Here is a 26,624-nt window from a genome sequence, read left to right on the forward strand (position 1 = left end):
CGGGACCCAGATCATGCTGAGCCAGCCTGTGCTGATCATTGCGGGTGTTGCTGCGGCGCTTGTCCTGCTGCTCTTTGTCCTGCTGATCGTGACGGTGGTGCGGTCGGGCCGCTCGGCCCGCGCGGTGCAGCCGCTGGCGCAGCAACTGGGCTATCTCGGCCAGCACGTGCAGGGGTTGGCGCAAGGGCAGGAGGGGCTGCGCGCCTCGATCCAGATGGTGTCCGACACGGCCACCAACAGTCAGGCGCAACTGGCGCAGACGCTGGAACAGAGGTTGGGCGCGGTGCAGCAGCAGATGCAGGACCGGCTGGCCGATAACGCCCTGCGCAGCCAGCGCAGCCTGACCGAGATGCAGGAACGGATGAAGGAAACGCTGCACGGGTCGTCGAAACAGACCACCACCAGCCTGACGCAGTTGCAGGAACGTCTGGCCGTGATCGACCGGGCGCAGGACAACATCACCAAACTGTCGGGCGATGTGCTCAGCCTTCAGGATATCCTGTCCAACAAACAGACGCGCGGCGCCTTTGGCGAGATCCAGTTGCGCGACATCGTGGGCAAGGCGCTGCCCAATGACAGCTATGCCTGGCAGCCGACCCTGTCCAATGGCAAGCGGGCCGATTGCCTGATCCACCTGCCCAACCCGCCGGGTCCCATCGTCATCGACAGCAAATTCCCGCTTGAGGCCTATGAGGCGCTGCGCCGGGCCGAGACGGAACACGACCTGAAACTTGCCGTGGCACAGATGAAGGTGGCGGTGAAAAAACACATCGCGGACATCTCGCAGAAATACATCATCGAGGGCGAGACGGCGGACGGCGCGTTGATGTTCCTGCCGTCCGAGGCGGTCTATGCCGAACTGCACGCAAATTTCCCGGATCTGGTGCGGGCGGGGTTCGATGCGCGGGTGTGGATCGTGTCACCCACGACCTGCATGGCGACGCTGAACACGATGCGCGCGATCCTCAAGGACGCGCGCATGCGCGAACAGGCGGGGGCCATTCGCAAGGAATTGTCGATGCTGGTGGCGGATGTGGACCGGCTGGGCACGCGGGTCGGCAATCTGGACCGGCATTTCGGTCAGGCCGCCAAGGATATCGAAGAGATCAAGATCAGCGCCGACAAGGCGGGCAAACGCGCGCACCGGCTGGACAATTTCGATTTCGAGGAGTTGGAGGACACGCCCCCGCTGCCCATAGGCAAACGGACCGACGCCGCAGAGTAGCGTCGGTCGCTGTGTTTAGATGCGGGCGAAGCGTTGCGCGATTTTCGGCAGCAAGCCCTGGAATTCCAAAGGCGCGTCCGTGACAGCCAGGCAGATACAGTCCTCGTGGATGTCGGCCACGGGCGTGTGATGCAGATCGCTGTCCGCAACCTCGACATCGCCGCGCGCAAAATAGTCATCTTCGTCCTGAAACGCGCCTTGCAGCACCATCGTCATCTCGGTGCCCTTGTGACCGTGATCCGGCATCGCGGCACCCGCCGGGATAAACAGCAACCGGGCCGAGGCGTCGCGCGACGTGGGCAGGATCGCCTGTTTGACACCCATGCCGATGGCGCGCCATTTCACCGCGTCCAGATCACCGCGGACATAGTCCTGCAACGGACCGGGCAGGATCGACCCCGCGACGCGCGGCACGCGGATTTCGTCCGGCGCACCGCCCGCAATCAGCGACATCGTCGCGGCAAAGCTGTCATCGTCCATCGTGACATCGTTGCCGGGGGTCTGCGCGATCAACTCACCGCCCAGCGCGTCGTAGCTTTCTGCGTGGGCGCGGCAGGTGTCACACAGCGACAGGTGCGTGGCCACCATCAAATTGAACGCCTCGGGCAAGGTGCCCGCCGCGTACCCCATCAGGATCTCATCCGTCAGGTGATGTTTGATCTCATTCTGCATCGTTCCGCTCACTTCATTGCGTGGCGCAGTCGTTCCAGCGCCAGCCTCAATCTCGATTTGATCGTGCCCAGGGGCAGACCGGTTTGATCGGCGATTTCGCTGTGGGACAGATCCCCGAAATACGCCCGTTGTACCAATTCGCGCTGGGCGGCCGGCAGTTCGGCAATCGCCCGGCCCAGTTGTTCGCTTTCCTGTTGCAGGGCCAGAACATCGGCCTGATCAGGGTCTTCTTCGGGGCCCCATCCCAGATCTTCGGGTTCGGGGCGACGCTGCTTGCGCAGCAGGTCAATCTTGCGGTTCCGCGCGATGGTGAAGATCCAGGTCGCCACCGACGCCCGCGCGGGGTCGAACATATGTGCCTTGTGCCAGCAGGTGGCCATGACCTCCTGCGCGCATTCCTCGGCCAGCGACGCATCCGCCCCCGACTTGACCAGGAACCCTTTGACGCGCGGGGCAAAGTGCTCGAACAGCTCTTTGAACGCGGCCTGGTCGCGGGTGTCGCGGATGTGGACCATGTGGGACACCCACAACATCCGTTTTCCATCACTGTCTTCCATGCCCGCGTGCCCCGTGACAGCCGCCGCAACCACGTTGGGATCTGGCTGTTCCATTGATTTGGTCGTGTCTAAACCCGCGAACATATCTCGTCTACGCCGACAAAAGCGATTTGGATCAAAAATAAATGTCTGGTTTTTGGTCATCCGATCAGCGTCTGGTGGCGTACATGTCTTCAAACGACCAACGAACGGACACCTGACCTTTATGCCTTTTGAAACAATGCCCGCCGCCCGCAAACGCATCGCCGTCATAGGGGGCGGTATCTCGGGTATGGGGGCGGCCTATGCGCTGGCGTCCGAACACTCCGTCACCCTGTTCGAGGCAGAGCCGCGGCTGGGCGGGCACGCCCGCACGATCACCGCAGGACGCCGGGGCGACCAACCGGTCGATACTGGCTTTCTCGTGTTCAACTACGCGAACTATCCCAACATGGCGCAACTGTTTGACGAACTGGACGTGCCGGTCGTGAAATCCAACATGAGCTTTGGCGCCTCCATCGACGGGGGGCGTCTGGAATACGGTCTGGCCAGCCTCAACGCGCTGTTCGCGCAGCGGTCCAACGCGCTGAACCCCCGGTTTCTGGGCATGGTGCGGGATATCTTCCGGTTCAACCGCGACGGGCTGCGTATTGCCAATGCCGACCGGACGCGGACGGTGGGTCAGTTCCTCGAGGCGCTGGGCACGGGTGCGTGGTTCCGCGACTACTACCTTCTGCCGCTCAGCGGGGCGATATGGTCCACGCCGACGCAAAAGATCATGGATTTCCCGGCCCATGCGATGATCCAGTTCTTTGAAAACCACGCGCTGCTGAACACGACGGGCCAGCACCAGTGGTACACGGTCGATGGCGGGTCGGTGCAATATGTCCAACGGCTCGAGGCGGCATTGCTGGCGCACGGTGCGGACATCCGGCTGGGTGCGCCGGTGCAGGCGGTACGTCGCACCGCAGGGGGCGCGCAGGTCAAAGCCTGGGGCGACACTTGGGAGATGTTCGACGAAGTTGTGTTTGCCACCCATTCCGACGACAGCCTTGCCATGCTCGACGACCCGACAGAGGTCGAGCGCGCGGCCCTCGGGGCCGTCAAGTACCAGCCCAACGACGTGGTCCTGCATTGCGATGACAGCATCATGCCAAACAAGCGTCAGACTTGGTCCAGCTGGGTCTATACCGAGGACCGCAACTGCCGCTCCGACCGCATCGACCTGACCTACTGGATCAATTCGCTGCAACCGATCCCGATGGACGATCCGCATTTCGTCACGCTCAATACCAAGCGTACGATCCGCGAGGACAGGATTTATGACCAGACCGTGCTGCGGCACCCGGTCTATGATCTGGCGGCGCTGGCCGCGCAGGACACGGTGCGTGCGATCAACGGCGAGAACCACACCTGGTTCTGCGGCGCGTGGATGCGCCACGGCTTTCACGAGGACGGGCTGAGCAGCGGCCTGGACGTCGCCCACGCGATCACCCGGACACCCACAGTGCAGGTGGCGGCGGAATGACCGCATCCGTCGATCATATTGCCGGGGTGACATATCACGGGCGCAAGGGCGCGATCGAGAACGCCTTTCGCTACTCCGTGGACTACATGTTGCTGGATGCCGAAGCGCCGCTGCGCACGCCCAGCCTGTTCAGGCGCAATGGCCGCGCGCTGATGGCGCTGGATGACGTGGATCACGGTGGCGCGCCCAAGGCCGGGCGCGGGGCCGCATGGGTGCGCGATGTGCTCGAGGCGCACCAGATCACCGGCGTGACGCGGATCGAACTGCTGGCCCAGCCCAAGGTGATGGGTCACGTGTTCAACCCCGTCAGCTTCTGGCTTTGCCGCCGGACGGACAGCGCCATGATCGCGGTCATTGCCGAGGTGACGAACACCTTTGGCGACCGGCACAGCTATCTTGTGCACCACCCGGACCTGCGCCCCATCGCGCCCGATGACCGGATGCAGGCGACCAAGATTTTCCACGTCTCGCCCTTTCAGCCGGTCGAGGGCGGGTATGAATTCCGCTTTGACATCCGCGACGACCGGATCGGGATCTGGATCGACTATTCGCGCGGCGAAGGCGGCCTGATCGCCACGCTCACCGGGCGGCGCTGTCCGCTGACCAACCGGTCCATCCTGCGCGCTGCCCTGCGCCGCCCCTTCGGGTCGCGCCGCGTGCTGGGCCTGATCCACTGGCAGGCGCTCAAGCTGTGGGTCAAGCGCGCCACCTACCGCCCCCGGCCCACCCCCCCCGCCAAAGAGGTGTCGCGGTGACCGTGACCCGCTCCCAAAACATGCCGGCCTACGCGGTCTTTGCCGCGTTGCTCGCATCGGCGGGGTTACCGATCTATATCCACGCGCCTAAATTCTATGTCGACGAATATGGCGTATCGCTGGCGGCCCTCGGGTCCGTCCTGTTTGCGCTGCGTCTGCTGGACGTGGTGCAGGACCCGCTCTTTGGCCGGTTGTCGGAAACCCTCCGAACGCGGCGCGCGGCAGGTGTGCTGATCGGGGCCGGTGTCATGGCGCTGTCAATGCTGGGCCTGTTTGCGGTCCCACCCATGCTGCCGCCGCTGTTGTGGTTCGCGCTGATGCTTACGGGCGTGTTTTCCGCCTTCAGCTTTCTGACCATCAATTTCTATGCCCAAGGGGTGGTCAAGGCCGACCGCCTGCCCGGACAGGGCCACCTGCGGCTGGCGCAATGGCGCGAGACCGGCGCGCTTTTGGGTGTGTGCGTGGCAGCGATTGCGCCGGTGATGCTGGGTGCCGTGACGGATGCGCCGTTTGCCGGGTTTGCGGTGGGGTTCTGCGTGCTGGCGCTGGTGGCAATCGTGATGATGCGCGGCGAATGGGTCAGCGACGGGCTTGCCCCCTCCATTGGCTTTCGCGCGGTGCTTGGCGACGCGCTGGCGCGCCGTCTACTGCTCATTGCGCTGGTCAATGCCGCCCCGGTTGCGGTCAGTTCCACGCTGTTCCTGTTTTTTGTCGAAAGCCGTCTGGACGCGCCCGGTTTCGAAGGGCCGCTTCTGCTCCTCTTTTTCCTCAGCGCGGCGATTGCGGCCCCGGTCTGGGGCAAGCTCGCGGAACGGTTCGGGGTCAAACCCGTGCTGCTCAGCGCGATGGTGCTGGCCATCGCGGCCTTTGGCGGGGCGATGGCGCTGGGGCCGGGCGATGTCCTCGCCTTTGCCGTGATCTGCGCGCTGTCGGGGGCGACGCTGGGCGCGGATCTGACCCTGTTGCCGGCGGTCTTTGCGACCCGCATGGCGCGCATCAGCCCCTCGGCCGCCGAAGGCTTTGGCCTCTGGGCGTTTGTGTCGAAATTTACCCTGGCCTTTGCCGCCGTCACGTTGCTGCCCGCGCTCGACTATGCGGGTTTCGACAGCGCGGCCGGGGCCGGATCACCGCCCGAAGCGCTTATGCTTCTGACGCTGCTTTATGCCGCCGTGCCGTGCGGCCTCAAGGTGGTGGCCATCGCATTGCTTGCCACCACGGACCTGAAGGAGACCTGAGATGGAAGACCTGATCTTTGTACTGATCGGTGCCGTCGTGATCTTTGCCCTAGGCTGGACACGGTCCCGATATGCCGACTTTCTCGCGCAATCCCCGGCGGATTATGCCGGTGCGGACACCCTGTTCGATGTGCGGACGCATCTGAATGGCCCGATCATCTGCGAGGGCGTGATCTATGGCCCCATGGGGCGCGTGTCCTCGCGGTTTGTCGGCGAGTTCCAGTGCCACTGGGACGGCGACAGCGGCACCATGGACGAGGTTTTCCATTACGATGACGGCACGCAACAGGACCGCTGCTGGCATCTGACGGTCGAACCGGACGGGGCGATCACGGCCACGGCCGACGATGTAGTGGGCACGGCTACGGGCCAGCAATCGGGCAGCTCGGTACAGCTCAAGTACCGCTTCCAATTGCCCAAAAGCTCGGGCGGGCACGTGCTGGACACCGTCGACTGGATGTATCTCGCGCCCAATGGAACCATCGTGAACCGCTCGCAGTTCCGTAAATACGGGATCAAAGTGGCCGAACTGGTGGCGACCATGCGTCCGGCACCACAAGAACTGAAAGAGGCAGCATGAGTTCGATTGACCTGGCAGGGAAACGTTATTGGCTGGTGGGCGCCAGCGACGGTCTGGGCAAGGCGCTGGCACAGCAACTCAGCCGCATCGGCGCAGAGGTGATCGTGTCGGCCCGGTCCGAGGAAAAGCTGGCCGAGGTGGTCGAAGGGCTGCCGGGCAAGGCGTCCTACCAGACCATCGACATCGCGGATGACGACAGCGTGCGCGCCGCAGCAGAAGCCGTGGGCGAGATCGACGGTCTGGTGCTGTTGGCGGGGGTCTACTGGCCGTTCTCTGCGCGCGACTGGAACGCGGAGCAGGCCGTGGCGATGGCGGATGTGAACTTTACCGGGTTCATGCGGGTGCTGGGGCAGGTCGTGCCGCAATTCGTGGCGCGTGATGCGGGCCACATCGTCGTCACCTCGTCCCTGACCGGGTTCCGCGGCTTGCCGGGGTCCATCGGATACACGGCGTCCAAGGCGGCCACCATGTCGTTGGCCGAGTGCATGTACGCCGATCTGCGCGACACCGGCGTGCGGGTGCAGGTGGCCAATCCAGGATTCATCAAGACGCAGCTGACCGACAAGAACGATTTCAAGATGCCGTTCATCATGGAGCCGGAGGACGCCGCGCGCGAGATGGTCGAGCTGATGATGTCCGACCATTTCAAAAAGAGTTTCCCGACCTTCTTTTCGCTGCTGTTCCGCGGGTCGCAGTTCTTGCCGGACTGGTTGTACTACCGCATCTTTTCCTGATCGTTGCGCGCCGGATCATCGCCATAGGGCAGGTCACCCGGCGCCACACCGACAAAGTCGGGCGCCGGCGTCTGCGCCAGCTGCACGGCCCTGACCGTCTGCGCCCCCGCGAGCAGCGCCTGCACCACGCGGTGCATGCCGTCCATCAGCCGCCCCTCCGCGTCCAGTACAATTGGAAAGGTGCAGTCGACCTCGGTAACCTGCGCCATATGTGCGGCCAGCGCGCGCGGCGTGGCGGTGCCGCCATGGGCGAACCACCAATCCTCATCCAGTTCCGCAATCTCGGACAGGGGCACATCGCGCACCGGCAGATCGGCGCATTGTGCCACGATCTTGCGCATGTCCCACGCCCGCAGCCCGTCCGGGCCGGGGCGGAAATGGTACTGCGCCCGCATCGTCACCGCAGTGCTGCGTCAAAGGTCGCGCGGGCACGGGCCCAGACGCCGGTATCGAGGTCGGTCAGGCCCAGCAGGCTGGGCAGCAGCTGTTCGGCGTAATCCTCGCTGCTTTCCACCGGCAGCATCGAGGGCAGGTTGTCGATGGCCGTGACATCCAGCGCAGGGTGGTCGTGGACCCGCAGGGCAGGCGCGTCCCACGTGGTCGTGCGGTCATAGACCTTGATCGGGGAAAAATCGCTGTCGGGGTCGCAGGCGATGTCGCCGATTACCGTCAGTTTGCGGGGCTGGTGGGGTGTCCCCGCGGGGACAAACACCGGCGTGCCCGGCCGCGCGAGGATGCAATTGAAGAAAATGTCATGGGCCAGCACCTGCGGGAACGGCCCACCGGACGCGGTTTCGGCCATGTCCCAGCGCGTTGTCGGCACGCCCATCACGGTGCACAGATCGGCGGCCCCAGTGCCCACGCGACCCAGTGCACCGATGATCAGCGCGGTGGGACGGTGCGTGCCGGTGGCGACCAGTGCGCCTTGCAGATCGGCAAGCAGGTGGTTCGAGCTGGGATAGGGGGCCACGGGCCCCGCGATGGTGCCATTTTGCTGCGCGATCCAGCAGCGCAGCGCCACCGCCGCCCCGGCATAGCCCGCCCAATAGCCAAAGGCGGCGACGCGGCGTCCGTCCGCATCCACCAGATATTCCAGATCATAGAGCGTCCCGCCCCCCGCCTGGAACCTGCGCAAGAGGATCTGGCCCGCAGGTTGCCCCTTGAACGCGTGGCCGAACATGATGTGGCGATGCCGCAAGGGCGTCCCATCCTCTGGTAATTCCTTGAGCCCGAAGATGATGGCGTCATCGGGCGCCATGGGCCAGCTGTTCTCGGGCGCGATTGCAGCGCCTGCGGCGGCGTAGCGGTCGGTGGGGATGCAGCGGGCGGTGCTGTCTTCTACCGTGACCGCGATGCCGGCGGCGCGTAGCCTGCCCGCGCCCTCGGGCGTGAGGCCCACGCGGGTTTCATTGTCGCGTTGTTCGGCGCGGACCCACAGATGGGTCACGGCAGCATGCCGTTGCTGCGCACCGCCTGCACGCTCACGCGGTTCTCCATCGCGGTCATGAAGGCGGACAGTTTCGGATAGGGGGCCAGATCGACCCCGTCACCCGGCAGCCAGTTGCACACCACAAAGAGATAGGCGTCGGCAATCGTGACCGTGTCGCCAAGGATAAAGGGGCCCGTGAGGCATTCGTCCTCGATATACTGCGCCGAGGCGGCCATTGTCTCGGGCACCTTGGCGGTCATGTCCTCCCAGCTTGCGGGGGTGTCGGCCCAGCGGTGGCCGCGCATCTTGTGGGCATGGTTCACATGCATGGTCGAGGCCAGATAGAACATCACCGCCCGGGCGCGTGCGGCCTCGACCGGGTCGGCGGGCATCAGGCCGGGCGATAGGGCGGCAATGTATTCGAGGATGGCCCCGGTTTCGGTCAGGATCGTGCCGTCCGTCTCGAGCGCGGGCACGCGGCCCTTGGAGTTGATGCGTGCATAGTCCGCGCTGCCTTGTTCGCCTGCGGCAAAGTTCAGTTTGTGCGTGTCATGGTCGATCCCTGCCTCGCGCAGCGCGATGGCGACAGCGATGGAGATGGTGCCGGGGGCGTAGTAGAGTTTCATGTCAGATCCTTGGCTGTGAGGCTTAGGTGAGTGTCATACATGCGTCTGCGCACACGACTTTATACATGCGTTTGCGCATGATGCCTGTCCGGTGTTTCAAGGTGGGGGACGGCGTTGAACATCACCGGCGACCACGTGCCACCGATCGGGTGCAGCCGGTGCATGGACGTGTTCATGATCGCCAGCGCGACATTGGCCATGGCCCTGATGTCCAGCCCCAGATGCAACCGCATCGCCATCGCGATCAGGCCACCGGAGGTGACCACCAGCGCGGGGCCTTCGCCTTCGCCGATCTCGCGCAGGGAGTCCCTGATCCGTGTCTCGAAGGCGTCGAAGCGTTCGGGGGCGCCTTCGAGGCGGTTGTCTTGCCAATGGGCCAGTACCTTGGGAAAATGGTGGACGAACTGGCTGGGATCTTCGGGGGCGGCGATGCCGTGCTCGGCCTCGAGCGCCCGGGCCATCGTGAAATATTCCAGCTCGTTCAGGCGCGCGTCACGGGTGGCCTCGAGCCCCGTCTGCATGCCGTCCGCCGTTTCCAGGTGCCGCCGCAGGGTGCCGGTATAGAGCCGGGTGTGATGCTGGTGGGTGGCCCGCATGTGGTCGCCCAGCCATGCCGCCTGCTGGTGGCCCAGCGGGCTGAGCCGGTCGTAGCTGGCCTCGTCCTTTGCGTGGGTATTGGCCTGACCGTGGCGGATGAGTGTGATGTGGGACATGGGGGCCTTCGGCTGCTCTGTGTGCATTGTTCTAGGTCACGGGTCGCGGTGTGGAAAGTGCGGGTGCCTCCGGCGGGCATATTTATCGGAACAATGAAGGGTTAGTCGCGTTTGATGCGGCCAACGAAGGCGGGCAGCATGACCGTCAGGTAGAGGAGCCGTGCGACATGGGCGGCCGCGACAAAGCCCGGATTTGCGCCCAGGACGATGCCCATGGCGATCATCGTCTCGAGCCCGCCGGGAGCGAAGGCGACAAGGACATGGGCGGGGTCAAAGCCGAGCGCGAGAGCCACCGGCAGCGCCGTGGCCAGCGCCATCAGCACGGTGAGCGCGGTAACAAGAAGCCCCGCGCCGAGCGATTGGGCAAAGGCTGCACGGGTAAGGCCGTTGAACCGGGCGCCGATCAGCGTGCCCACGGTCATGAGCCCGGCATAGGCCAGCCAAGGCGGCATGAAGCCGGGTGTCAGGTCGGTGGCGTGACCCACGGATGAGGCCACCATGCCGCCGATCAGCAGGGGTGCGGGCAGGCCGATCTTGTCCAGCGCATAGCCCAGCACGTAGCCGAGGCCCAGCAGCATGAAAAGATCGATCCAGTGCATGGGCGCGCCGCTGGGCAGGACCTGGCCTGTCAGCTCGAAACCGAGGGCGAGGGCAATTGCGGGCACGGTCAGTGTAAGGGCCAGCAGGCGCACGGACTGGATCACCACGATGCGGGTCGTGTCGAGGCCGAGGCCCGTCGACAGGCCGACGACAAAGCTGAGGTGACCGGGGGCGGCGGCGAGATAGGCGCTGCGCCGATCCATGGCAAAGCCGCGTTGCAGGATCTGGCCGCAGAGCCACAGCGTTGCCCAGAGCATCACGCCAAGGGCGGCAAAGGCCAAGGGCCAGCGCAGCATGGCCTGGACCGAGGACGCGTCGACGCCGCTGCCGATGCTGACGCCCACCAGCAGGAAGACGAGGTTGCGGACCGTGTCGTCGATGCCGGTGCGCAGGCCCGCAAGTGCTGCCACGGCCACAACAAGCGCGGGTCCCGTGAGGACCGCGATGGGGGCGTGCAGCGTTTCGGCGACCCCTGCGCCGATGGCACCGACAAGCAGGGTTTGGGCGGTGATCCGCAGGCTGTCGGGTGTTGGGCGGGCGAGCATGGTCCATGGCTATCTTTGTTGCGCAGGCGGGGCAATGGTTGCGGATCGGAAACGCGGGTGGCGCAAAACCGGGGCTTGGTGTCGGGATTGGGAGTCCTTTGGCTTCGGTGCGCAGGCTAGAACGGGTGCAGTTGCAGGGAGATGTGCGCGATGACGGACAAGGTGACATTCACGCTGGATGGCCAAGAGGTGCAGGCCGAGGCCGGCATGACCATTTGGGAAGTAGCCAACGGCCGTGGCCTTGTGATCCCGCATCTGTGCCACAAGCCGGCGCCCGGATATCGCCCTGACGGCAATTGTCGCGCCTGTATGGTCGAGATCGAGGGCGAGCGGGTATTGGCCGCCTCGTGTATTCGCGAGCCTGCTGAAGGCATGGTGGTCACCACCAATTCGGCCCGTGCCGAGACAGCCCGAAAGATGGTCGTCGAGATGCTCGTGGCTGACCAGCCGGAGCGTGACGTGGCCCACGACAAGTCCGCGCATCTTTGGGACATGGCCGAGATGAACGGCGTGACGGAGAGCCGGTTTCCGAAGCTGGAAGAGGGGCGCATTCCGCTGCTGGACGATTCCCACGTGGCGATGTCGGTGAACCTTGATGCGTGCATTCAGTGCGGTTTGTGCGTGCGGGCGTGCCGCGAGGTTCAGGTCAACGATGTTATCGGCATGGCGGGGCGCGGGCATGACGCCTATCCGACCTTTGATTTTGCCGATCCGATGGGGGACAGCACCTGTGTGGCTTGTGGCGAGTGTGTGCAGGCGTGTCCGACGGGGGCTTTGATGCCGTCCACGGTGGTGGATGATGCGCAGGTGGGCGACAGCAAGGACTACGACAGCGAGGTCGAGAGCATTTGCCCGTTCTGTGGCGTGGGCTGTCAGATTTCGCTGAAGGTGAAGGACGGCCGCGTCAAATATGTCGAGGGCATCAATGGCCCCGCGAACGAAGGGCGGCTTTGTGTGAAGGGGCGGTTTGGGTTCGATTACATCCACCACGATCACCGCCTGACGAAGCCGCTGATCCGGCGCGAGGATGCGCCTGCCAAGGGGTTGAATGTGGACCCCGGTGATTGGTCGACGCATTTCCGCGAGGCATCGTGGGACGAGGCGTTGGACTTTGCCGCGAACGGCATGAAGGGGCGTGGTCGTGAGGTGGCGGGTTTTGGCTCGGCCAAGTGTACGAATGAAGAGGCCTATCTGTTCCAGAAGATGATCCGGCAGGGATTTGGCCACAACAACGTGGATCACTGCACGCGGCTGTGCCATGCGAGTTCGGTGGCGGCGTTGATGGAGAATGTGGGTTCGGGCGCTGTGACCGCGACATTCAACGAGATTGAGAACGCGGATGTGGCGATTGCGATTGGGTGTAACCCGATCGAGAACCATCCGGTGGCGGCCACATATTTCAAGCAGTTCACCAAGCGTGGCGGCAAGCTGATCGTGATGGACCCGCGGGGGCAGGCGCTGAAGCGGTTTGCGTCGCATATGCTGCAATTCCGGCCGGGTGCGGATGTGTCGATGCTGAACGCGATCATGCATGTGATTGTGGAGGAAGGCCTCTACGACCAGCAGTATATCGACGCCTATACCGAGAACTGGGAGGCGGAGAAGGCGCATCTGGCGGGCTTTGCACCCGAAAAGATGGCCGAGATGTGCGGGATCGATGCGGAGACGCTGCGCGATGTGGCGCGGACCTTTGCCGGGGCCAAGTCGGCGATGATTTTCTGGGGCATGGGTGTGTCGCAGCACATTCACGGGACGGACAACTCGCGCTGTTTGATTTCGCTCGCGTTGATGACAGGTCAAGTGGGGCGGCCCGGTGCGGGGCTGCATCCGTTGCGGGGGCAGAACAATGTGCAGGGCGCGTCGGATGCGGGTTTGATCCCGATGTTCCTGCCGGACTATCAGACGGTGACGGATGATGGTGTGCGGTCGGCCTTTACGGATGTCTGGGGGTCGGGCGATTTCTCGAACGAGAAAGGGCTGACCGTGACCGAGATCATGGATGCGGTCCATGCGGATGAGATCAAGGCGATGTACATTCTGGGCGAGAACCCGGCGATGTCGGACCCGGATGTGGAACATGCGCGGGATGCATTGGCCAAGCTGGATCATCTGGTGGTGCAGGACATTTTCATCACCGAGACGGCGAACTATGCCGATGTGATCCTGCCTGCGTCGGCCTTTGCCGAAAAGACGGGGACCGTGACCAACACTAATCGTCAGGTGCAGATGGGCCGGCCTGCGGTGCCGCCGCCCGGTGAGGCGCGCGAGGATTGGTGGATCGAGGTCGAACTGGCGAAGCGGCTGGGGCTGGGTTGGGATTATCAGAGCCCGGCAGATGTGTTTGCCGAAATGAAGCTGAACATGAAGTCGCTGAACAACATCACCTGGGAGCGTTTGGAGGGGCAGAACGCGGTGACTTACCCGTCGCTCAGCCCCGAGGATCCCGGGCAGCCGATTGTGTTTGGCGACGGGTTCCCGCGGCCCGACGGGCGCGCGCGGTTCACGCCTGCGGCAGTGATCCCGCCGGATGATGTGCCGGATGCGGAGTATCCGATGATCCTGACCACCGGTCGGCAGTTGGAGCATTGGCACACCGGGTCGATGACGCGGCGGGCCACGGTGCTGGACGCGGTGGAGCCGGAAGCCAACTGTTCGTTGCATCCGAGTACTTTGCGCAAGCTGGGCGTGCCTGCGGGCGGGATGGTGCGGTTGACGACCAAACGCGGGTCGATCGAGATCATGGCGCGCGAAGATCGCGCGGTCGCACCGGACATGGTGTTCCTGCCCTTTGCCTATGTAGAGGCGGCAGCGAACATCCTGACCAACCCGGCGGTGGATCCCTATGGCAAGATCCCCGAGTTCAAGTTTTCGGCCGTGCGCGTGGAAGCCGTGGCGGGGGCGGTTGCGGCGGAGTGACCCACAGGCGCGCCTGACGGCGCACGCGATTTTGTCTTGTGAATGAGGGGTTTCACCCCTCAAACTCCCCAAGGTATTTTGGGCGAAAGGAAAGCTGTGCGGTGGTGAACCCCGAACGGTTCTTGCAGGATTTGCAGGATCTGCGGCGCTTTGGTGCCGCGGGTGTGGGCAAGGGTGTTGTGCGGCCAGCCTATAGTGACGCGGATATGGCGGCGCGCGATTGGCTGGCGGAGCGTATGGATGCGGCAGGGTTGCACGTGCAGTGCGATGCGATGGGCAATCTGTTTGGTTTGGCGGGTGCGCCATCGTTGCTGTTGGGCTCACATTCGGACAGCCAGCCTCAGGGCGGGTGGCTGGATGGGGCGTTGGGTGTGGTGGCGGCGCTTGAAGTGGCGCGGGCCAGTGTCGAAGCGGGCGGGCCTGCGATTTCGGTTGTGTCCTTTCAGGATGAGGAAGGCCGTTTCGGCGTCACAACAGGATCGAACGTGTGGTCTGGTGGTTTGTCCCTCGGGGATGCAGATGAGTTGTTGGATCATGACGGTGTGACGCTTGGCTCGGCGCGTCAGGCGGTGGGGGATCGGGTGACAGGTGCCGTTGATCCCGCACAATTCACCGGGTTTGTCGAATTGCATATTGAACAAGGGGCGACGCTGGATTCAGCGGGCGAGCGGATTGGCGTTGTGACGGACATCGTTGGTATCCGCGACCGGGTGATCACGCTGACCGGGCAGCAGAACCATGCGGGCACCACGGCCATGGCGCTGCGGCGGGATGCGTTTCAGGGGTTGGTTGCGTATTCGTCGCGGTTGAACGACCGGTTGCGCAATGTGGTGACGCCGCAGAGTGTCTGGACCATTGGCCATGTGTCGGTTGCGCCCAATGCGTCGTCTATTGTGCCGGGTGAGGTGCGGTTTTCGATGCAGTGGCGTGACGGCGATCCGGTTCGTTTGGCACGGATGGAGGCAGTGATCGACGAGGTGCTGAGCGAAGTGGCCGCCGAGATGGAACTGGGTGTCGAGAAAGGGCCGCTGTTGGGCCTGGAGCCTGTGGCGATGGATGCAGGCTTGCGCGCGCGGCTTGAGGCAGGGGCCGAAGCCGTGGCCCCGGGCCGGTGGCGGACCATGCCGTCCGGTGCCTTGCATGATGCCACCAATGTCGCGCGACTGATGCCGGTTGCGATGCTGTTCGTGCCGTCCATTGGCGGGATCAGCCATGCCTTTGACGAAGACACGGCCGAACCCGATCTGGTTGCCGGGCTGCGCGTTCTCGCGCATGCGGCGGGGTTGAACGCCTAAGGGTAGGCCCCGTGGCGCATCAGGTGCCAACCGAGGCCAAGCCGTTCCAGCACCCACCAGCCCATGCTGATCAACACCCAGACAAAGATCGCGCCCAGCACCCACATGGCCACGTAGAGAATGTCGGCGACCCCTTCGGCGAGGCGGCGTTGTGCGCCGGAGAGCGCCTGGGCACGGTTGGTGAATTCGCGGGCTTGGGCGCGGAAGCTTTCGGCGAGCGGCTTGAGCTTGTTCACTTCGGCGAGGGTTTCGTCGACGGTTTTGCTGATCTTGGCGAACTCGGCGCGGGGTTCCTTGAAGGCCTCGCGCAGGCCCGCGTTGATCGTGTCGCCCAGTCCTTTGAACACGTTGATCTTGCCGACGCACTTGCTGATCTTGGTGATCTTGCAGTCGCCGAATTTCGGGATCGGGATGTTGAGGGCGGGGATGCTGATCTTGAAGTTGGTCAGGGGTTCGACGAGGTTTTGCACCGCGTCTGCGGCCTCGCCTGCGTTGGCCTGAACCAGTTTGGCGGTGGCGTCGACGGTGCGCGCGGCCTCCTGGGCGTGGCTGGCCAGCTGCCGTGCATCGGTGATCAGTTGATTGACCGGCGGGGCCAGTTCGGCGCGGATGGTGCCGTAGAGGGCGTTGAAGAACACGCCGAGGCCGAGGATCAGGACAAATGGTAGGAGCGTGTTGAGTATGAGGGCAAAGCCCTTGAAACGAAGTGCGGAAGACATGGTGTGGCCCTTTCGGGGGGAGGAATGCCTGACCTTAGGGCAACCCGCACGGGATATGATAGTCAGGTATTCCGGGCCATTGGGCGCAGATCAGGACAGGACGTATCCACGGCGCAGCGCGCGTTCACGGTATTTGTCGGCTGCCGCGGACGCGCCGCGCAGATCGCCGTGACAGAAGATCAGGCGGTTCGGGGTGCCGCCGCGCAGGCCCCATTCGATCACGACGGAGGCCTCGGTGAACAGGTTGAACGCGATTTCCACGCGGTAGTACCGGACGTGTTTGCGACAGGTGCGATATAGCAGGGCCTCTACCATGGGGCGAATATAGCAGAGTTTTCGTCATCGCAAAGAGGGCGCGTGTCGCCATGTCCTGAGTGGTCTGTCATGCCCAGTTCACATCGCCCAGAAAGATGTACCCGGCCCCGTAGATCGTCTTGATCAGGCGCGGGTTCTTGGGGTCTTCGCGCAGCTTGGTACGCAGGCGGCTGATCCGGACGTCCATGGCGCGGTCAAAGCTTTCGCCCGCCGCGCCGCCCAGCATTTCCTGCATTTGCGCGCGGCTGATGAGGCGTTTGGGGGCCTCGAGGAAGAGGCGCAGCACCTCGCCCTCGGCATGGGAGAAGGTGGTTTGCACGCCTGCATCGTCGGTGAGCGTGTAACTGTCAAAGGACGCCGTCCAGCCGTTGAAACGTGCGGTCTGGCCGGGATGGGCGACGGCCTTGGGCGTGCGGAGGCGGACGCGGATTCGGGCCACGACCTCGGCGGGATCGAAGGGTTTGATGATATAGTCGTCCGCCCCCAGTTCGAGCCCGGTCACCCGGTCCTGCACCTGCGCGCGGCCCGAGATGATGATGACGGCGGCCCCCTGTTCAAGTGCGAGCTTGTGCACCAACGTCAGGCCGTCGGTGTCCGGCAGACCGAGATCGACAAGGCACACATCGGGTTTGTGAGTTTTCAACGCCGCCTCGAACGCAGCGGCGCGGGAAAAGGACAGGGTGCGGAAACCGGCCTCTTCGAGGGCGTCCGACAGGATCGTGCGGATTGCGGGTTCGTCGTCGAGGATGGTGACAAGCGGCTGGGTCATGCGGCATCTGCCTGCAACAGGGCCTGAAGGTCTGCGGCCTCGAATGGTTTGCGCAGCACCGGTGCGCTGCGGGTGGCCTGTTGAAAGGTCGGATCGGTTGGCGGCAGAGAGGTCATGAGGATCACCGGCAGATCGTGGCCCAGTTGGCGGGCCAGATCGACCCCTGTGCGGCTGCCCGCGCCGAGGTTGATGTCCGACAGGACCAGCCCGATGTCAGGCAGATCGGCGGTGAGCGCGATGGCCTCGTCCACGCCTGCGGCCTCGATTACGGCGTGACCCAGACCCATCAGCATATCCCGGTAGTGCATGCGCAGGTCCGGATCATCCTCGACGAGCAGAACCAGCGCGCCCGCCAGCTGAGGGGCGGGGCGCAGCGGCAGGCGCAAGCGTACCCGTGCGCCGGTCTCGGCCTTGCCAAGCTTGAGGTCGCCGCCTGCGCGTTTGGTCATGTCGTACACCATGGGCAGGCCAAGGCCGGACCCCTCGCTGCCCTTGGTGGTAAAGAAAGGGTCAAAGCCATGCGTCAGCGCTTCATCGGAGAACCCCGGCCCGGTGTCGGATACGTTGAACTCCAGCCAGGTGTCGTGCACGGATTGCGCGGTGACGGTGATGTCTCCTGCGGTGCCGCAGGCGTCGCGGGCGTTGAGGATGAGGTTGAGCAGGCTGTCCTTGACCAGGCCGGGGTCGATCATTTGCGGCCCTGTCACATCCGCATGTGTGGTCAGGGTCACGCCGTCCGGCAAGGTGGAGCGGGCCATGGTCTGCACATCGCCAAGCAGTGTCCGGATGTCGGTGGCCACGGGCCGCATTGCGCGCCCGGCAGTCATGTCGGCCAGCGCATTCAGCAATTCGCCGCCGCGCCGCGAGGCCGACAATGTGCCGTCGATCAGGTCCTGCGCGCCGGGTGGCAGATCGTCCATACGCGCCAGTTTCGATTGCAGGCCGAGGATGATCGTCAGCAGGTTGGAAAAGTCATGCGCCATGCCCGATGTCATCTGGGCCGCCAACGTGCGGCGGCGGTTTTGTTGCAGGGCGACACGGGCCTGGGTTTCTTCGGTGATGTCCATCGACAGGATGTAGACGCCCCCGGATGTTTCGGGGGTAAAGGCCACGCGGATGCGGCGCGCGCTGGCCTCGTCGGTGAATTCGAACACCGATGCTTCGCCCTTGTAGGCGCGGGTGAGGTTTGGCACGATCCGGCCATAGGCAAAGGCCCCTAGCGCATCCGAGATGTGTTGCCCGACGATATCCGTGGGCCGGTTCGGGATCACAGAGCCAAGCCGTCTGTTCGAAAATGTATAGTGCCCGGATGCGTCCACATGGGCGATATGGGCGGGCATCATTTCGGTGGTCAGACGGGTGCGCGCCTCGGTCCGGGTCAACTGGCGCTTGGCCTCTTCGAGTGCGGAGACGGTGGCGGCCAGCTGGCGGTTGGTGGCGCTGAGCGCTTCGGTATGTTGCAGGACCTGATCGCTGAGTTCGGTGGCGCGGGCGCGCAAGAGCGCTTCCTGGGACTTGGTGTGCGAGATGTCCGTATAGACGGTGACCCAGCCACCTTGCGGCAGGGGGGATCCTTCGACGCTGATGGTGCGGCCGTTGGCGCGGGTACGCTCCATGTAATGCGGCTCGAACGCGAGGGCCTGATCGACGCGTTCCTGTACGAAGGTGTCGACATCATCCACCGGCCCGTATTCGCCACGGAGGGCCAGATGGGTGATTGTCTGGCGAAAGGTCGACCCGGGCGTGACCAACGCGTCGGGCAGGTCGAACATCTGCTGGAATGGCGCGTTGCACACCGCAAGCCGCAAATCACGGTCGTAGATCGTCAACGCCTGCGCGATCAGGTTCAGGCCGGAGGCCGTGAGGGACGCTGTGTGATCCTGTGCCATGCAACATGGCTAGCACTGTCACGGACCCGCGCACAACGCTGTCGGACGGGCTGTTACAATTCGTAAGGTTTGGGAAAACATCAGGAAAAAGTTGACGTGGAAGGTATGAGCGACATCCTTAGGAGACGGATAAGAATCGCCTGAGCGATCGAACGCGACCCCGGCCAGTCGGGGCGTGTCTGGGAGGAAAGAAGTTGGTTGAAACGCCTAATGGCGCGCCGGGCCTTGCGTCCGTGCCTGCGCTTTTGCACCGCAACGCGACCCAGTTCGGCAGCGCCCCTGCCTATCGGGAAAAGGAATTCGGGATCTGGCAAAGCTGGACCTGGGCCGAAACGCGCGACGAGATCGAGGCGCTGGCCCTTGGCCTGATCGATCTGGGCGTGGCCGAAGGCGACTTTGTCGCCGTGATCGGACGCAACCGGCCCTACCTCTATTGGTCGATGATGGCCGTACAGATGTGCGGCGCGGTGCCTGTGCCCTTGTATCAGGACGCTGCGGCCGAAGAGATGGCCTATACCCTCGGTCACTGTGGCGCGCGGTTCGTGATCGTGGGCGATCAGGAGCAGGTCGACAAGGTCATCGAAGTGCAAGCCGAGTTGCCCAATTTCGAGCAGATGATCTATCTCGACCCGCGGGGGTTGCGGAAGTACGATCATTCCAAGCTGCATCAGTATTCCACCGTGCAGGAGACCGGGCGCGCCAAGCGGGATGCGCTGGCGCCCGAGATGGCCAAGCGCATCGACAAGCTGGATTACGACAGCACTTGCGTGATGCTGTATACCTCTGGCACGACCGGCAAGCCCAAGGGCGTTGTGCTGAGCAATCGCAACGTGATCGAGACGTCGAAATCCTCGTCCGAGTTCGACGGGCTGCGGCAGACGGATGACATTCTGGCCTATCTGCCGATGGCATGGGTGGGCGATTTCATCTTTTCCGTGGGCCAGGCTCTGTGGACCGGGTTTTGCACGAACTGCCCCGAGAGTGCCGAGACCATGCACGTGGACCTGCGCGAGATCGGGCCGACCTATTACTTTGCCCCGCCGCGCGTGTTCGAAGGTCAGCTGACCAATGTGATGATCCGGATGGAGGATGCGGGCAAGTTCAAGCAGCGCATGTTCCACTATTTCATGGACCACGCGCGCAAGGTGGGCCCCGCCATTCTGGACGGAAAGTCCGTGGGTCTTGGGGACCGTCTGAAATACGCGCTGGGCGAGTTGATGGTTTACGGCCCGCTGAAAAACACGCTTGGGTTCAGCCGTGTGCGCGTGGGCTATACCGCGGGTGAGGCGATTGGGCCGGAGATCTTTGATTTTTACCGGTCGATGGGGATCAACCTCAAACAGCTATATGGTCAGACCGAAGCGACGGTATTCATCACCGCACAGCCCGATGGTGAGGTGCGCAGCGACACGGTGGGTGTGCAATGCCCCGGTGTGGAATTGAAAATCGAGCCCAATGGCGAGGTGTTTTACCGGTCGCCCGGCGTGTTCGTGGAGTATTACAAGAACCCCGAGAGCACGGCGGACACCAAGGACGCGGAAGGCTGGGTTGCGACGGGTGATGCGGGGTTCATCGAGGAAGACACCGGGCATCTGCGCATCATCGACCGGGCCAAGGATGTGGGTCAGATGGCCTCTGGTGCGCTGTTCGCGCCGAAATACGTGGAAAACAAGCTCAAGTTCTTTCCCAACATTCTGGAGGCGGTTGTGTTCGGCAATGGCCGGGACGAATGCACGGCCTTTATCAACATCGACCTGACGGCGGTGGGCAACTGGGCGGAGCGGAACAATATCGGGTACGCGTCCTATCAGGAACTGGCACAGCATCCGCAGGTTCTGGCCACGATCCAGTCACATGTCGAAGAGGTGAATGCGTCCGTGGCGCAGGACGAGATGTTGTCGGGATGCCAGGTGCACCGGTTTGTCGTGTTGCACAAGGAACTGGATGCGGATGACGGTGAGTTGACGCGGACCCGCAAGGTGCGTCGCCGGATCATCGAAGAGAAATACGCGGACATCATTGCGGCGCTCTATGATGGGTCATCCAACGTGTCGACGGTGACCGAGGTGACCTATGAGGATGGGCGCAAAGGGTCGATTTCGGCGACACTGGAAATCAGGTCGGCGGCGACATCTGCGGTTGTGACAAAGATGGCGGCGGAGTGATGATGCGTGACGCTCGCCCTTCGGGCATCGCCCCACCCACCATCCCTTGGGCGTTGGTGTCAGGTGTCGAAGACGTGGCGCACCGCACAGCGCAGGCGGTTGTCACCGGTGAAGGCGCCGATGCTGTTGCGCATGACCGCGCGGGTCTGTCGGGCACTGAGGCCCTTGCGGCGGCAGTCGAAGGCGAGTTTCAGCAGATAGCGGCGTTCAAGTGCGTCAAACATGATGGACCCTCCGATACAGGTTGGTCCGAGCATGCGCATAAATTGGTTAACATGCCCCCAATGCGGCGGGCGATGGAGGCGGATCATGCTTGATCAGGTCGAAGGGTACACCACCGCGGACGGGCGCAAGATTGGCGGCGTCGTGATGGAGATGAAGAACATCACCCTGCGTTTTGGTGGTGTCGAGGCGATCAAGGATATCTCGTTCGACATTCGCGAGGGCGAGATCCGCGCCATCATCGGGCCCAATGGGGCGGGCAAGTCGTCGATGCTGAACGTGATCTCGGGGTTCTATATCCCGCAGGAGGGACAGGTGTTCTACAAGGGTGCGCCGCGCCCGCCGATGAAGCCTTTTGAAGTGGCCCGTCAGGGCATTGCGCGCACGTTCCAGAACATCGCCCTGTTCGAGGGGATGTCCGTGCTGGACAACGTGATGACCGGGCGGTTGACGCATATGAAGACCGGGTTGTTTGCGCAGTCCTTCTGGAAGGGCAAGGCCGAGGCCGAAGAGACGGCGAATCGGGAAGTGGCGGAAAAGATTATTGATTTCCTTGAGATTCAGGCGATTCGCAAGACGCCCGTGTCGCGTCTGCCCTATGGGTTGAAAAAGCGGGTCGAGTTGGCGCGTGCGCTGGCGGCGGAGCCGTCGCTCTTGTTGCTGGACGAGCCAATGGCGGGGATGAATGTCGAGGAGAAAGAGGACATGAGCCGCTTTATCCTGGATGTGAATGACGAGTTTGGCACCACGATTGCGTTGATTGAACACGATATGGGTGTGGTCATGGATCTGAGCGACCGCGTGGTCGTGATGGATTACGGCAAGAAGATTGGCGACGGCACACCCGATGAGGTGCGCGGCAACCAGGCGGTGATCGACGCCTATCTGGGTGTGGCGCATGATTAAGGTCTGGGCTCTTTGCCTGTGCCTTTTCCCTGTTGCGGCACAGGCCGGGACGGCGTGGGACATGTTCGTGGCGCGGTGTCTGGACCCGTTCGAACATCAGACCTTGCCCATCGTCGGCGACCTCGCCGAACAGCCCGTCGATCAGATGCATGAGGCGCGGCGGGTCTATGGCCCGACAGATGAGGGATATCTGCTGGTTCTGGATGCGGCGCCCACGGTTGGGGAACGGGCCTGCGCGGTGGAGCAGGCGGGCAAAGACATGTCGCCGGGTGGTGCTGCGTGGCGGGCAGAGCAGTTGGCGACCGGGCGCTATGCGCTGGATGGCGCGTGGCTGGTCAGCAATGAGTGGATCGAGCCGCGGGTGATGGTGCGCATGGATGTCAGCCGGGCGCGCACGACATTCGCCGTGGTGGAGACGGACCTTGAAAGCTAGGGCGCTGGCCATATGCGCCGCCCTTTGGGCTGGCACTGCACTGGCGGAGGAGCCTGCGATCTGTGACGCGGCACAGCCCGGCATGGCGGGTCTGTGCGAAGTGATCGAGACCCGGTGCCTGCCGTACCTGGAAGATCCCGCCAGCCTGTCGCCGCAGGACATCATGCCGATCCCGCGCACATTCCGGCGCTATTTCGAAAGCACGCTGAATTCTTACGCGCTGGGCTATCAGGAGACGGACCTGCCTGCGACGCTGGTGGTGTTCATGTATGACGCCCCCGCCTGCGAGATCATTTCGAGCGGGCTGAGCTATTCCGAGCTGTTTCTGGCGTTTCGCGATTGGCGGACGGGTCCGGGGGCGCGGTTCGTGTCGACAACGGGTTTTGAGCCCACGTCACGGGTCACGATGGACCGGGCCTATGCGGCCGCGTTTCTGGCCGCCCCGCGTCGGGACGGACGGGTGACGGAGATCACGCTGAACTGGAACCTGACATTCGAGGGGCTGACGCGGTTGCGGGTGAGTTACCAGCCGCTGCGGAATCACACGGCGGATTTGATGGGGGTGGCGTTGAAATGAAGGCGCTTTTTCTGTCCGTTTGTCTTTGCCTGCCTGTAGCGGCAGTGGCGCAGGACACCGCCGCCTTTGACGCGGGTCTGGGGGAGTGCGCGCGCTACATTTCGGCCAAGCCGACGACCGTATGGGCGTCGCAGGTTGCACCGCTTTCCGTTGATGAGGACGAAGGGGGCATTGATGCCACAGTGGTGTATCCGCAAGGGTCCGGTGGCGGGTTTGATTTCGCGGTAAGCTTTGCGCATGACCGCGGCACGTCGACATCGCCGGGAACGTGGACGTGCAGCGGGAGCGGACCGAAGGCGCCGCAATGGCCTGCATTCAACGCGACCGGCTGGATCAGTGCCGATGCGCGGCTGCGCGCCAACGGTCTGGTCGAGTTGAAGTTTCCGCCGCCCCAACGGGCGTATGCAAACTGCGGCGCGGATGCGCCCGATATTTATGTCTTGTTTAACGCAGGCGACGGTGACCGGGTGGTGTTTGCAGCCACAACGGGGCCTGCCGCCGCAGCGTTCTGCACGTCGATGGGATGGAAGGGTTAGGATATGTCGGATCAACTGATCTACGCGATGGAGGTGTTCCTGAACGGGTTGATGGCCGGGGTGATGTACGCCCTTGTGGCCCTGGGCTTTGTTCTGATCTTCAAGGCGAGCGGGATTTTCAACTTTGCCCAGGGGGTCATGGCGCTTTTTGCGGCGATGACGCTGGTGGGGATCCAGACCGGGCAGGTGCCGTTTGCGCATCTGATCAACGCGGTGTTCGGGACCAAGATCCATCACTTCGGCTGGGAGCTGCATTCGATCATCGCGATCCTGTTGACGGTTGTGGTGATGGTCGGGCTGGCCTGGGCGGTGCAGCGGTTCATTTTCCGGCATCTGGTCGGGCAGGAGCCGATCATTCTGTTCATGGCGACGATTGGTTTGGCGTACTTGCTCGAAGGGGTTGCGGACTTGATGTGGGGGTCGGAGATCAAGAAGCTGGACGTCTGTCTGGCCGAAGGCACGTGCCTGCCGCAGGGCATCAACCTGGCCATTGACGAGGCGACATTCAACATCTTTGGCTATGGGTTCTTTATCGACAATCTGGACATCACAGCGACGGTCATCGCGATCCTGCTGGTGGCCGTTTTGGTGGCGTTTTCGCAGTACACCAAGCAAGGACGCGCGATGCGTGCGGTGGCCGACGATCACCAGGCGGCTTTGTCCGTGGGTGTGTCGCTGAACTATATCTGGATCCTGGTGTGGTCGGTTGCGGGTTTTGTCGCACTTGTTGCGGGCATCATGTGGGGGGCCAAGTCGGGGGTACAGTTTTCGCTGAGCCTGATTGCGCTCAAGGCGTTACCGGTGCTGATGCTGGGCGGGTTCACGTCGATCCCTGGCGCGATTGTCGGCGGGTTGATCATTGGTGTGGGCGAGAAACTTTTTGAGTTCTTCATGTCCTCGGGGGATCTGGCCGGAGCGCTCTTTGGGTTTACGATGAATGCGACCGAAAACTGGTTTGCCTATGTGCTGGCGTTGGTGTTCCTGGTGTTCCGCCCGCAGGGTCTGTTTGGGGAGAAGATCATTGAACGTGTGTGATCCCCGCGCGTGCGACCCCGTTGGGCTGCGCCCAACGAGACCCGCCCACCCGGGAACCTTCGCAGGCTATCCGTCGATCTGGCGGAAAAGGGCCACGGTCATGGCGGCCAGGATGGTGATGGACAGGGTGGCGGCCAGCATGAGGTCGCCCGTGATCAGCAGCGTCGCCCCGGCGCAGAGCGTGAGCACGAAGAGGCACAGCAGCAATGTCTGGCTGAGCCGCGACAGTGTCACGGGCGGCGGCGGTGTCGTATCGGGGGCGTCGATCTCGATGTCGTCTGCGTCCGGTATCGCCTCGAACAGGTCCGCCTTGGCGGCGGCCAGGTCGACGGCACTGATTTCACCCCGTGCATGCGCGGCATCGAGACGACGGATGTCGTCCAGTATCGCGGTCATAGATCCCACTCCATTTTCCCGGCCCCAAGGTGCCACGGAATCGAGTGGGAAATGTGGCGAAACCGGAAATCCGGAAATGATGGTTAAGGCCGCGCCCAAGGTGCGTGCCACAGGAGGAGCACCCCATGCTGTATCGTGAGGCGGGCGATTTTTCGACGACATATCCGCAGGATAGCCAGACATTTCCGATCAGGTTCGACCGATATCGGTATTATGCCGTGCTGGCGGTGGCCGTGTTGGTCATGCCGTTTGTGATGAATGATTATCTGGTCAATTCGATCTTTCTGCCGTTTCTGATCTATGCGATCGCGGCGATCGGGTTGAACATACTGACCGGGTATTGCGGGCAGGTGAGCCTTGGTACCGGGGGGTTCATGGCTGTGGGAGCCTATGCTTGCTATAAGCTGATGACGGCGTTTCCGGATGTGAACATCTTTTTCCACGTGATTATTGCGGGGGGGATCACGGCGCTTGTTGGTACCGCCTTTGGCCTGCCGAGCTTGCGGATCAAGGGGTTCTATCTGGCCGTGGCGACGCTGGCGGCGCAGTTCTTTCTCGTGTGGCTCTTCAACAAGGTGTCGTGGTTTTACAACTACTCGGCCTCCGGGCAGATCAACGCGCCGGAGCGCACCGTTTTCGGTGTCGAGGTGACGGGCCCCAATACCGAAGCCTGGGCCACCTATCTTTTCTGCCTTGTCTTTACGGTGGGGGCGGCGATCATCGCGCGCAACCTGACGCGGGGGTCCGTGGGGCGCCAGTGGATGGCGATCCGGGACATGGACATCGCGGCCGAGATCATCGGGGTGAACCCGCTGCGTGCCAAGCTGACGGCCTTTGCGGTGTCGTCCTTTTTCGTTGGCGTGTCCGGGGCCCTGTTCTTTGCTGTCTATCTGGGTGCGGTCGAGGTGGGCGAAGTCTTTGGCATCACCAAGTCGTTCCTTGTTCTGTTCATGATCATCATCGGTGGGCTTGGATCGATATTCGGCAGTTTTGCCGGGGCCGCATTTCTTGTGGTTCTGCCTGTGGTGCTGAAGATCGTGGGCGTGGATATGCTGGGGTGGCCCACGGATATCGTGGCGCATTTCCAGTTGGTGATCGTGGGGGCGCTGATCATCATGTTCCTGATCCTGGAACCGCACGGACTGGCGCAGCTGTGGCGCGTGGCCAAGGAGAAATTGAGATTGTGGCCGTTCCCGCACTGACGGGGCCGGTTGCCAAGAATGGCGGGGAGAACCCCGCCCAACACATGGGCCTTTTGGCCTGACATCGGACA

General features: G+C 63.2%; 28 protein-coding genes. 15 read left to right on the top strand and 13 right to left on the bottom strand.

What is annotated here, in order from left to right; translation table 11 throughout:
• Nucleotides 1-13 precede the first annotated feature (13 nt).
• The gene (rmuC, locus tag Q0949_RS01005; protein WP_299369461.1) at nt 14-1,225 is read left to right on the top strand and encodes a DNA recombination protein RmuC; all 1,212 of its coding nucleotides are present in this window, start codon (nt 14-16) and stop codon (nt 1,223-1,225) included.
• Nucleotides 1,226-1,240: 15 nt separating this feature from the next.
• Here the strand turns inward: rmuC and Q0949_RS01010 are convergent, their stop codons facing one another.
• Together Q0949_RS01010 and Q0949_RS01015 are read right to left on the bottom strand one after the other, a co-directional pair.
• Nucleotides 1,241-1,897: a ChrR family anti-sigma-E factor gene (locus Q0949_RS01010; RefSeq protein WP_299367296.1), complete on the bottom strand. Its 657-nt coding sequence runs from the start codon at nt 1,895-1,897 to the stop codon at nt 1,241-1,243.
• 8 nt (nt 1,898-1,905) lie between these two features.
• Entirely contained in the window at nt 1,906-2,454 is a 549-nt protein-coding gene (locus tag Q0949_RS01015; RefSeq protein ID WP_299369463.1) for a sigma-70 family RNA polymerase sigma factor, read from the bottom strand.
• 205 nt (nt 2,455-2,659) lie between these two features.
• Here Q0949_RS01015 and Q0949_RS01020 point away from each other — a divergent pair, with 205 nt between their 5' ends.
• Genes Q0949_RS01020 through Q0949_RS01040 form a run of 5 tightly spaced genes read left to right on the top strand, consistent with a single transcriptional unit; the run spans nt 2,660 to nt 7,265 of the window.
• A complete protein-coding gene (locus tag Q0949_RS01020) occupies nt 2,660-3,961 on the top strand; it encodes an FAD-dependent oxidoreductase (protein ID WP_299367298.1) in 1,302 nt (433 codons plus the stop codon).
• Nucleotides 3,958-4,716 (top strand): DUF1365 domain-containing protein, encoded by a 759-nt coding sequence (locus Q0949_RS01025; RefSeq protein ID WP_299367301.1) that lies wholly within the window; start codon nt 3,958-3,960, stop codon nt 4,714-4,716. Before Q0949_RS01020 ends, Q0949_RS01025 begins: the two co-directional genes overlap by 4 nt.
• A gap of 2 nt (nt 4,717-4,718) precedes the next feature.
• On the top strand, nt 4,719-5,951 hold the full coding sequence (locus tag Q0949_RS01030) for an MFS transporter (RefSeq protein ID WP_299369465.1): 1,233 nt from the start codon (nt 4,719-4,721) through the stop codon (nt 5,949-5,951).
• A 1-nt stretch (nt 5,952) separates the two neighbouring features.
• Nucleotides 5,953-6,531 carry a DUF3833 family protein gene (locus tag Q0949_RS01035; RefSeq protein ID WP_299367304.1) on the top strand — a complete coding sequence of 193 codons (579 nt, stop codon included), beginning with the start codon at nt 5,953-5,955 and terminating at the stop codon, nt 6,529-6,531.
• The gene (locus Q0949_RS01040; protein ID WP_299367307.1) at nt 6,528-7,265 is read left to right on the top strand and encodes an SDR family NAD(P)-dependent oxidoreductase; all 738 of its coding nucleotides are present in this window, start codon (nt 6,528-6,530) and stop codon (nt 7,263-7,265) included. The genes Q0949_RS01035 and Q0949_RS01040 overlap by 4 nt, the downstream gene beginning before the upstream one ends.
• Here the strand turns inward: Q0949_RS01040 and Q0949_RS01045 are convergent.
• The 5 genes from Q0949_RS01045 to Q0949_RS01065 form a co-directional block, all read right to left on the bottom strand.
• Entirely contained in the window at nt 7,247-7,666 is a 420-nt protein-coding gene (locus Q0949_RS01045; protein WP_299367310.1) for a hypothetical protein, read from the bottom strand. The two genes, Q0949_RS01040 and Q0949_RS01045, sit on opposite strands and share 19 nt — an antisense overlap.
• Entirely contained in the window at nt 7,663-8,712 is a 1,050-nt protein-coding gene (locus Q0949_RS01050) for a saccharopine dehydrogenase (protein WP_299367314.1), read from the bottom strand. The genes Q0949_RS01045 and Q0949_RS01050 overlap by 4 nt, the downstream gene beginning before the upstream one ends.
• Nucleotides 8,709-9,320, bottom strand: a complete 612-nt coding sequence (locus Q0949_RS01055) for a glutathione S-transferase family protein (RefSeq protein ID WP_299367317.1) — start codon at nt 9,318-9,320, stop codon at nt 8,709-8,711. Before Q0949_RS01055 ends, Q0949_RS01050 begins: the two co-directional genes overlap by 4 nt.
• A gap of 59 nt (nt 9,321-9,379) precedes the next feature.
• Nucleotides 9,380-10,033 carry a histidine phosphatase family protein gene (locus Q0949_RS01060; protein ID WP_299367320.1) on the bottom strand — a complete coding sequence of 218 codons (654 nt, stop codon included), beginning with the start codon at nt 10,031-10,033 and terminating at the stop codon, nt 9,380-9,382.
• Between the two features lie 101 nt (nt 10,034-10,134).
• A complete protein-coding gene (locus Q0949_RS01065) occupies nt 10,135-11,178 on the bottom strand; it encodes an AbrB family transcriptional regulator (protein WP_299367323.1) in 1,044 nt (347 codons plus the stop codon).
• A gap of 150 nt (nt 11,179-11,328) precedes the next feature.
• On the opposite strand from Q0949_RS01065, the gene fdhF reads away from it, so the two are divergent.
• Together fdhF and Q0949_RS01075 are read left to right on the top strand one after the other, a co-directional pair.
• Nucleotides 11,329-14,094 (top strand): formate dehydrogenase subunit alpha, encoded by a 2,766-nt coding sequence (gene fdhF / locus Q0949_RS01070; RefSeq protein ID WP_299367326.1) that lies wholly within the window; start codon nt 11,329-11,331, stop codon nt 14,092-14,094.
• 101 nt (nt 14,095-14,195) lie between these two features.
• The gene (locus tag Q0949_RS01075; RefSeq protein ID WP_299367329.1) at nt 14,196-15,389 is read left to right on the top strand and encodes a hydantoinase/carbamoylase family amidase; all 1,194 of its coding nucleotides are present in this window, start codon (nt 14,196-14,198) and stop codon (nt 15,387-15,389) included.
• Here the strand turns inward: Q0949_RS01075 and Q0949_RS01080 are convergent.
• The 4 genes from Q0949_RS01080 to Q0949_RS01095 form a co-directional block, all read right to left on the bottom strand.
• On the bottom strand, nt 15,386-16,108 hold the full coding sequence (locus Q0949_RS01080) for a hypothetical protein (RefSeq protein ID WP_299367332.1): 723 nt from the start codon (nt 16,106-16,108) through the stop codon (nt 15,386-15,388). The two genes, Q0949_RS01075 and Q0949_RS01080, sit on opposite strands and share 4 nt — an antisense overlap.
• A 90-nt stretch (nt 16,109-16,198) precedes the next feature.
• A complete protein-coding gene (locus Q0949_RS01085) occupies nt 16,199-16,423 on the bottom strand; it encodes a WGR domain-containing protein (protein ID WP_299367335.1) in 225 nt (74 codons plus the stop codon).
• Between the two features lie 67 nt (nt 16,424-16,490).
• Nucleotides 16,491-17,192, bottom strand: a complete 702-nt coding sequence (locus tag Q0949_RS01090) for a response regulator transcription factor (RefSeq protein ID WP_299367339.1) — start codon at nt 17,190-17,192, stop codon at nt 16,491-16,493.
• Complete coding sequence (locus Q0949_RS01095) at nt 17,189-19,081, bottom strand: PAS-domain containing protein (protein WP_299367342.1); 1,893 nt, start codon at nt 19,079-19,081, stop codon at nt 17,189-17,191. The genes Q0949_RS01090 and Q0949_RS01095 overlap by 4 nt, the downstream gene beginning before the upstream one ends.
• Nucleotides 19,082-19,275: 194 nt before the next feature.
• Here Q0949_RS01095 and Q0949_RS01100 point away from each other — a divergent pair, with 194 nt between their 5' ends.
• Nucleotides 19,276-21,246, top strand: coding sequence for an AMP-binding protein (locus tag Q0949_RS01100; RefSeq protein ID WP_299367345.1), 1,971 nt, complete (start codon nt 19,276-19,278; stop codon nt 21,244-21,246).
• A 59-nt stretch (nt 21,247-21,305) separates the two neighbouring features.
• Here Q0949_RS01100 and Q0949_RS01105 read toward each other — a convergent pair whose 3' ends face one another.
• Complete coding sequence (locus tag Q0949_RS01105) at nt 21,306-21,470, bottom strand: hypothetical protein (RefSeq protein ID WP_299367348.1); 165 nt, start codon at nt 21,468-21,470, stop codon at nt 21,306-21,308.
• A gap of 85 nt (nt 21,471-21,555) precedes the next feature.
• Between Q0949_RS01105 and Q0949_RS01110 the strand changes: the two genes are divergently transcribed.
• The 5 genes from Q0949_RS01110 to Q0949_RS01130 are packed head-to-tail and all read left to right on the top strand — an operon-like array spanning nt 21,556 to nt 24,955.
• The gene (locus tag Q0949_RS01110) at nt 21,556-22,374 is read left to right on the top strand and encodes an ABC transporter ATP-binding protein (RefSeq protein WP_299367351.1); all 819 of its coding nucleotides are present in this window, start codon (nt 21,556-21,558) and stop codon (nt 22,372-22,374) included.
• Entirely contained in the window at nt 22,367-22,807 is a 441-nt protein-coding gene (locus Q0949_RS01115; RefSeq protein ID WP_299367354.1) for a hypothetical protein, read from the top strand. Before Q0949_RS01110 ends, Q0949_RS01115 begins: the two co-directional genes overlap by 8 nt.
• A complete protein-coding gene (locus tag Q0949_RS01120; protein WP_299367357.1) occupies nt 22,797-23,384 on the top strand; it encodes a hypothetical protein in 588 nt (195 codons plus the stop codon). The genes Q0949_RS01115 and Q0949_RS01120 overlap by 11 nt, the downstream gene beginning before the upstream one ends.
• Nucleotides 23,381-23,920 carry a hypothetical protein gene (locus tag Q0949_RS01125; protein WP_299367360.1) on the top strand — a complete coding sequence of 180 codons (540 nt, stop codon included), beginning with the start codon at nt 23,381-23,383 and terminating at the stop codon, nt 23,918-23,920. Before Q0949_RS01120 ends, Q0949_RS01125 begins: the two co-directional genes overlap by 4 nt.
• A 3-nt stretch (nt 23,921-23,923) precedes the next feature.
• Entirely contained in the window at nt 23,924-24,955 is a 1,032-nt protein-coding gene (locus Q0949_RS01130) for a branched-chain amino acid ABC transporter permease (protein WP_299367363.1), read from the top strand.
• Nucleotides 24,956-25,021: 66 nt separating this feature from the next.
• Here Q0949_RS01130 and Q0949_RS01135 read toward each other — a convergent pair whose 3' ends face one another.
• Nucleotides 25,022-25,351 (bottom strand): SHOCT domain-containing protein, encoded by a 330-nt coding sequence (locus Q0949_RS01135; protein ID WP_299367366.1) that lies wholly within the window; start codon nt 25,349-25,351, stop codon nt 25,022-25,024.
• A gap of 125 nt (nt 25,352-25,476) precedes the next feature.
• Here Q0949_RS01135 and Q0949_RS01140 point away from each other — a divergent pair, with 125 nt between their 5' ends.
• On the top strand, nt 25,477-26,553 hold the full coding sequence (locus Q0949_RS01140; RefSeq protein WP_299367369.1) for a branched-chain amino acid ABC transporter permease: 1,077 nt from the start codon (nt 25,477-25,479) through the stop codon (nt 26,551-26,553).
• The last annotated feature ends 71 nt before the right edge of the window (nt 26,554-26,624 follow it).

The organism is uncultured Tateyamaria sp. (genome assembly GCF_947487805.1).
Classification (GTDB): domain Bacteria; phylum Pseudomonadota; class Alphaproteobacteria; order Rhodobacterales; family Rhodobacteraceae; genus Tateyamaria.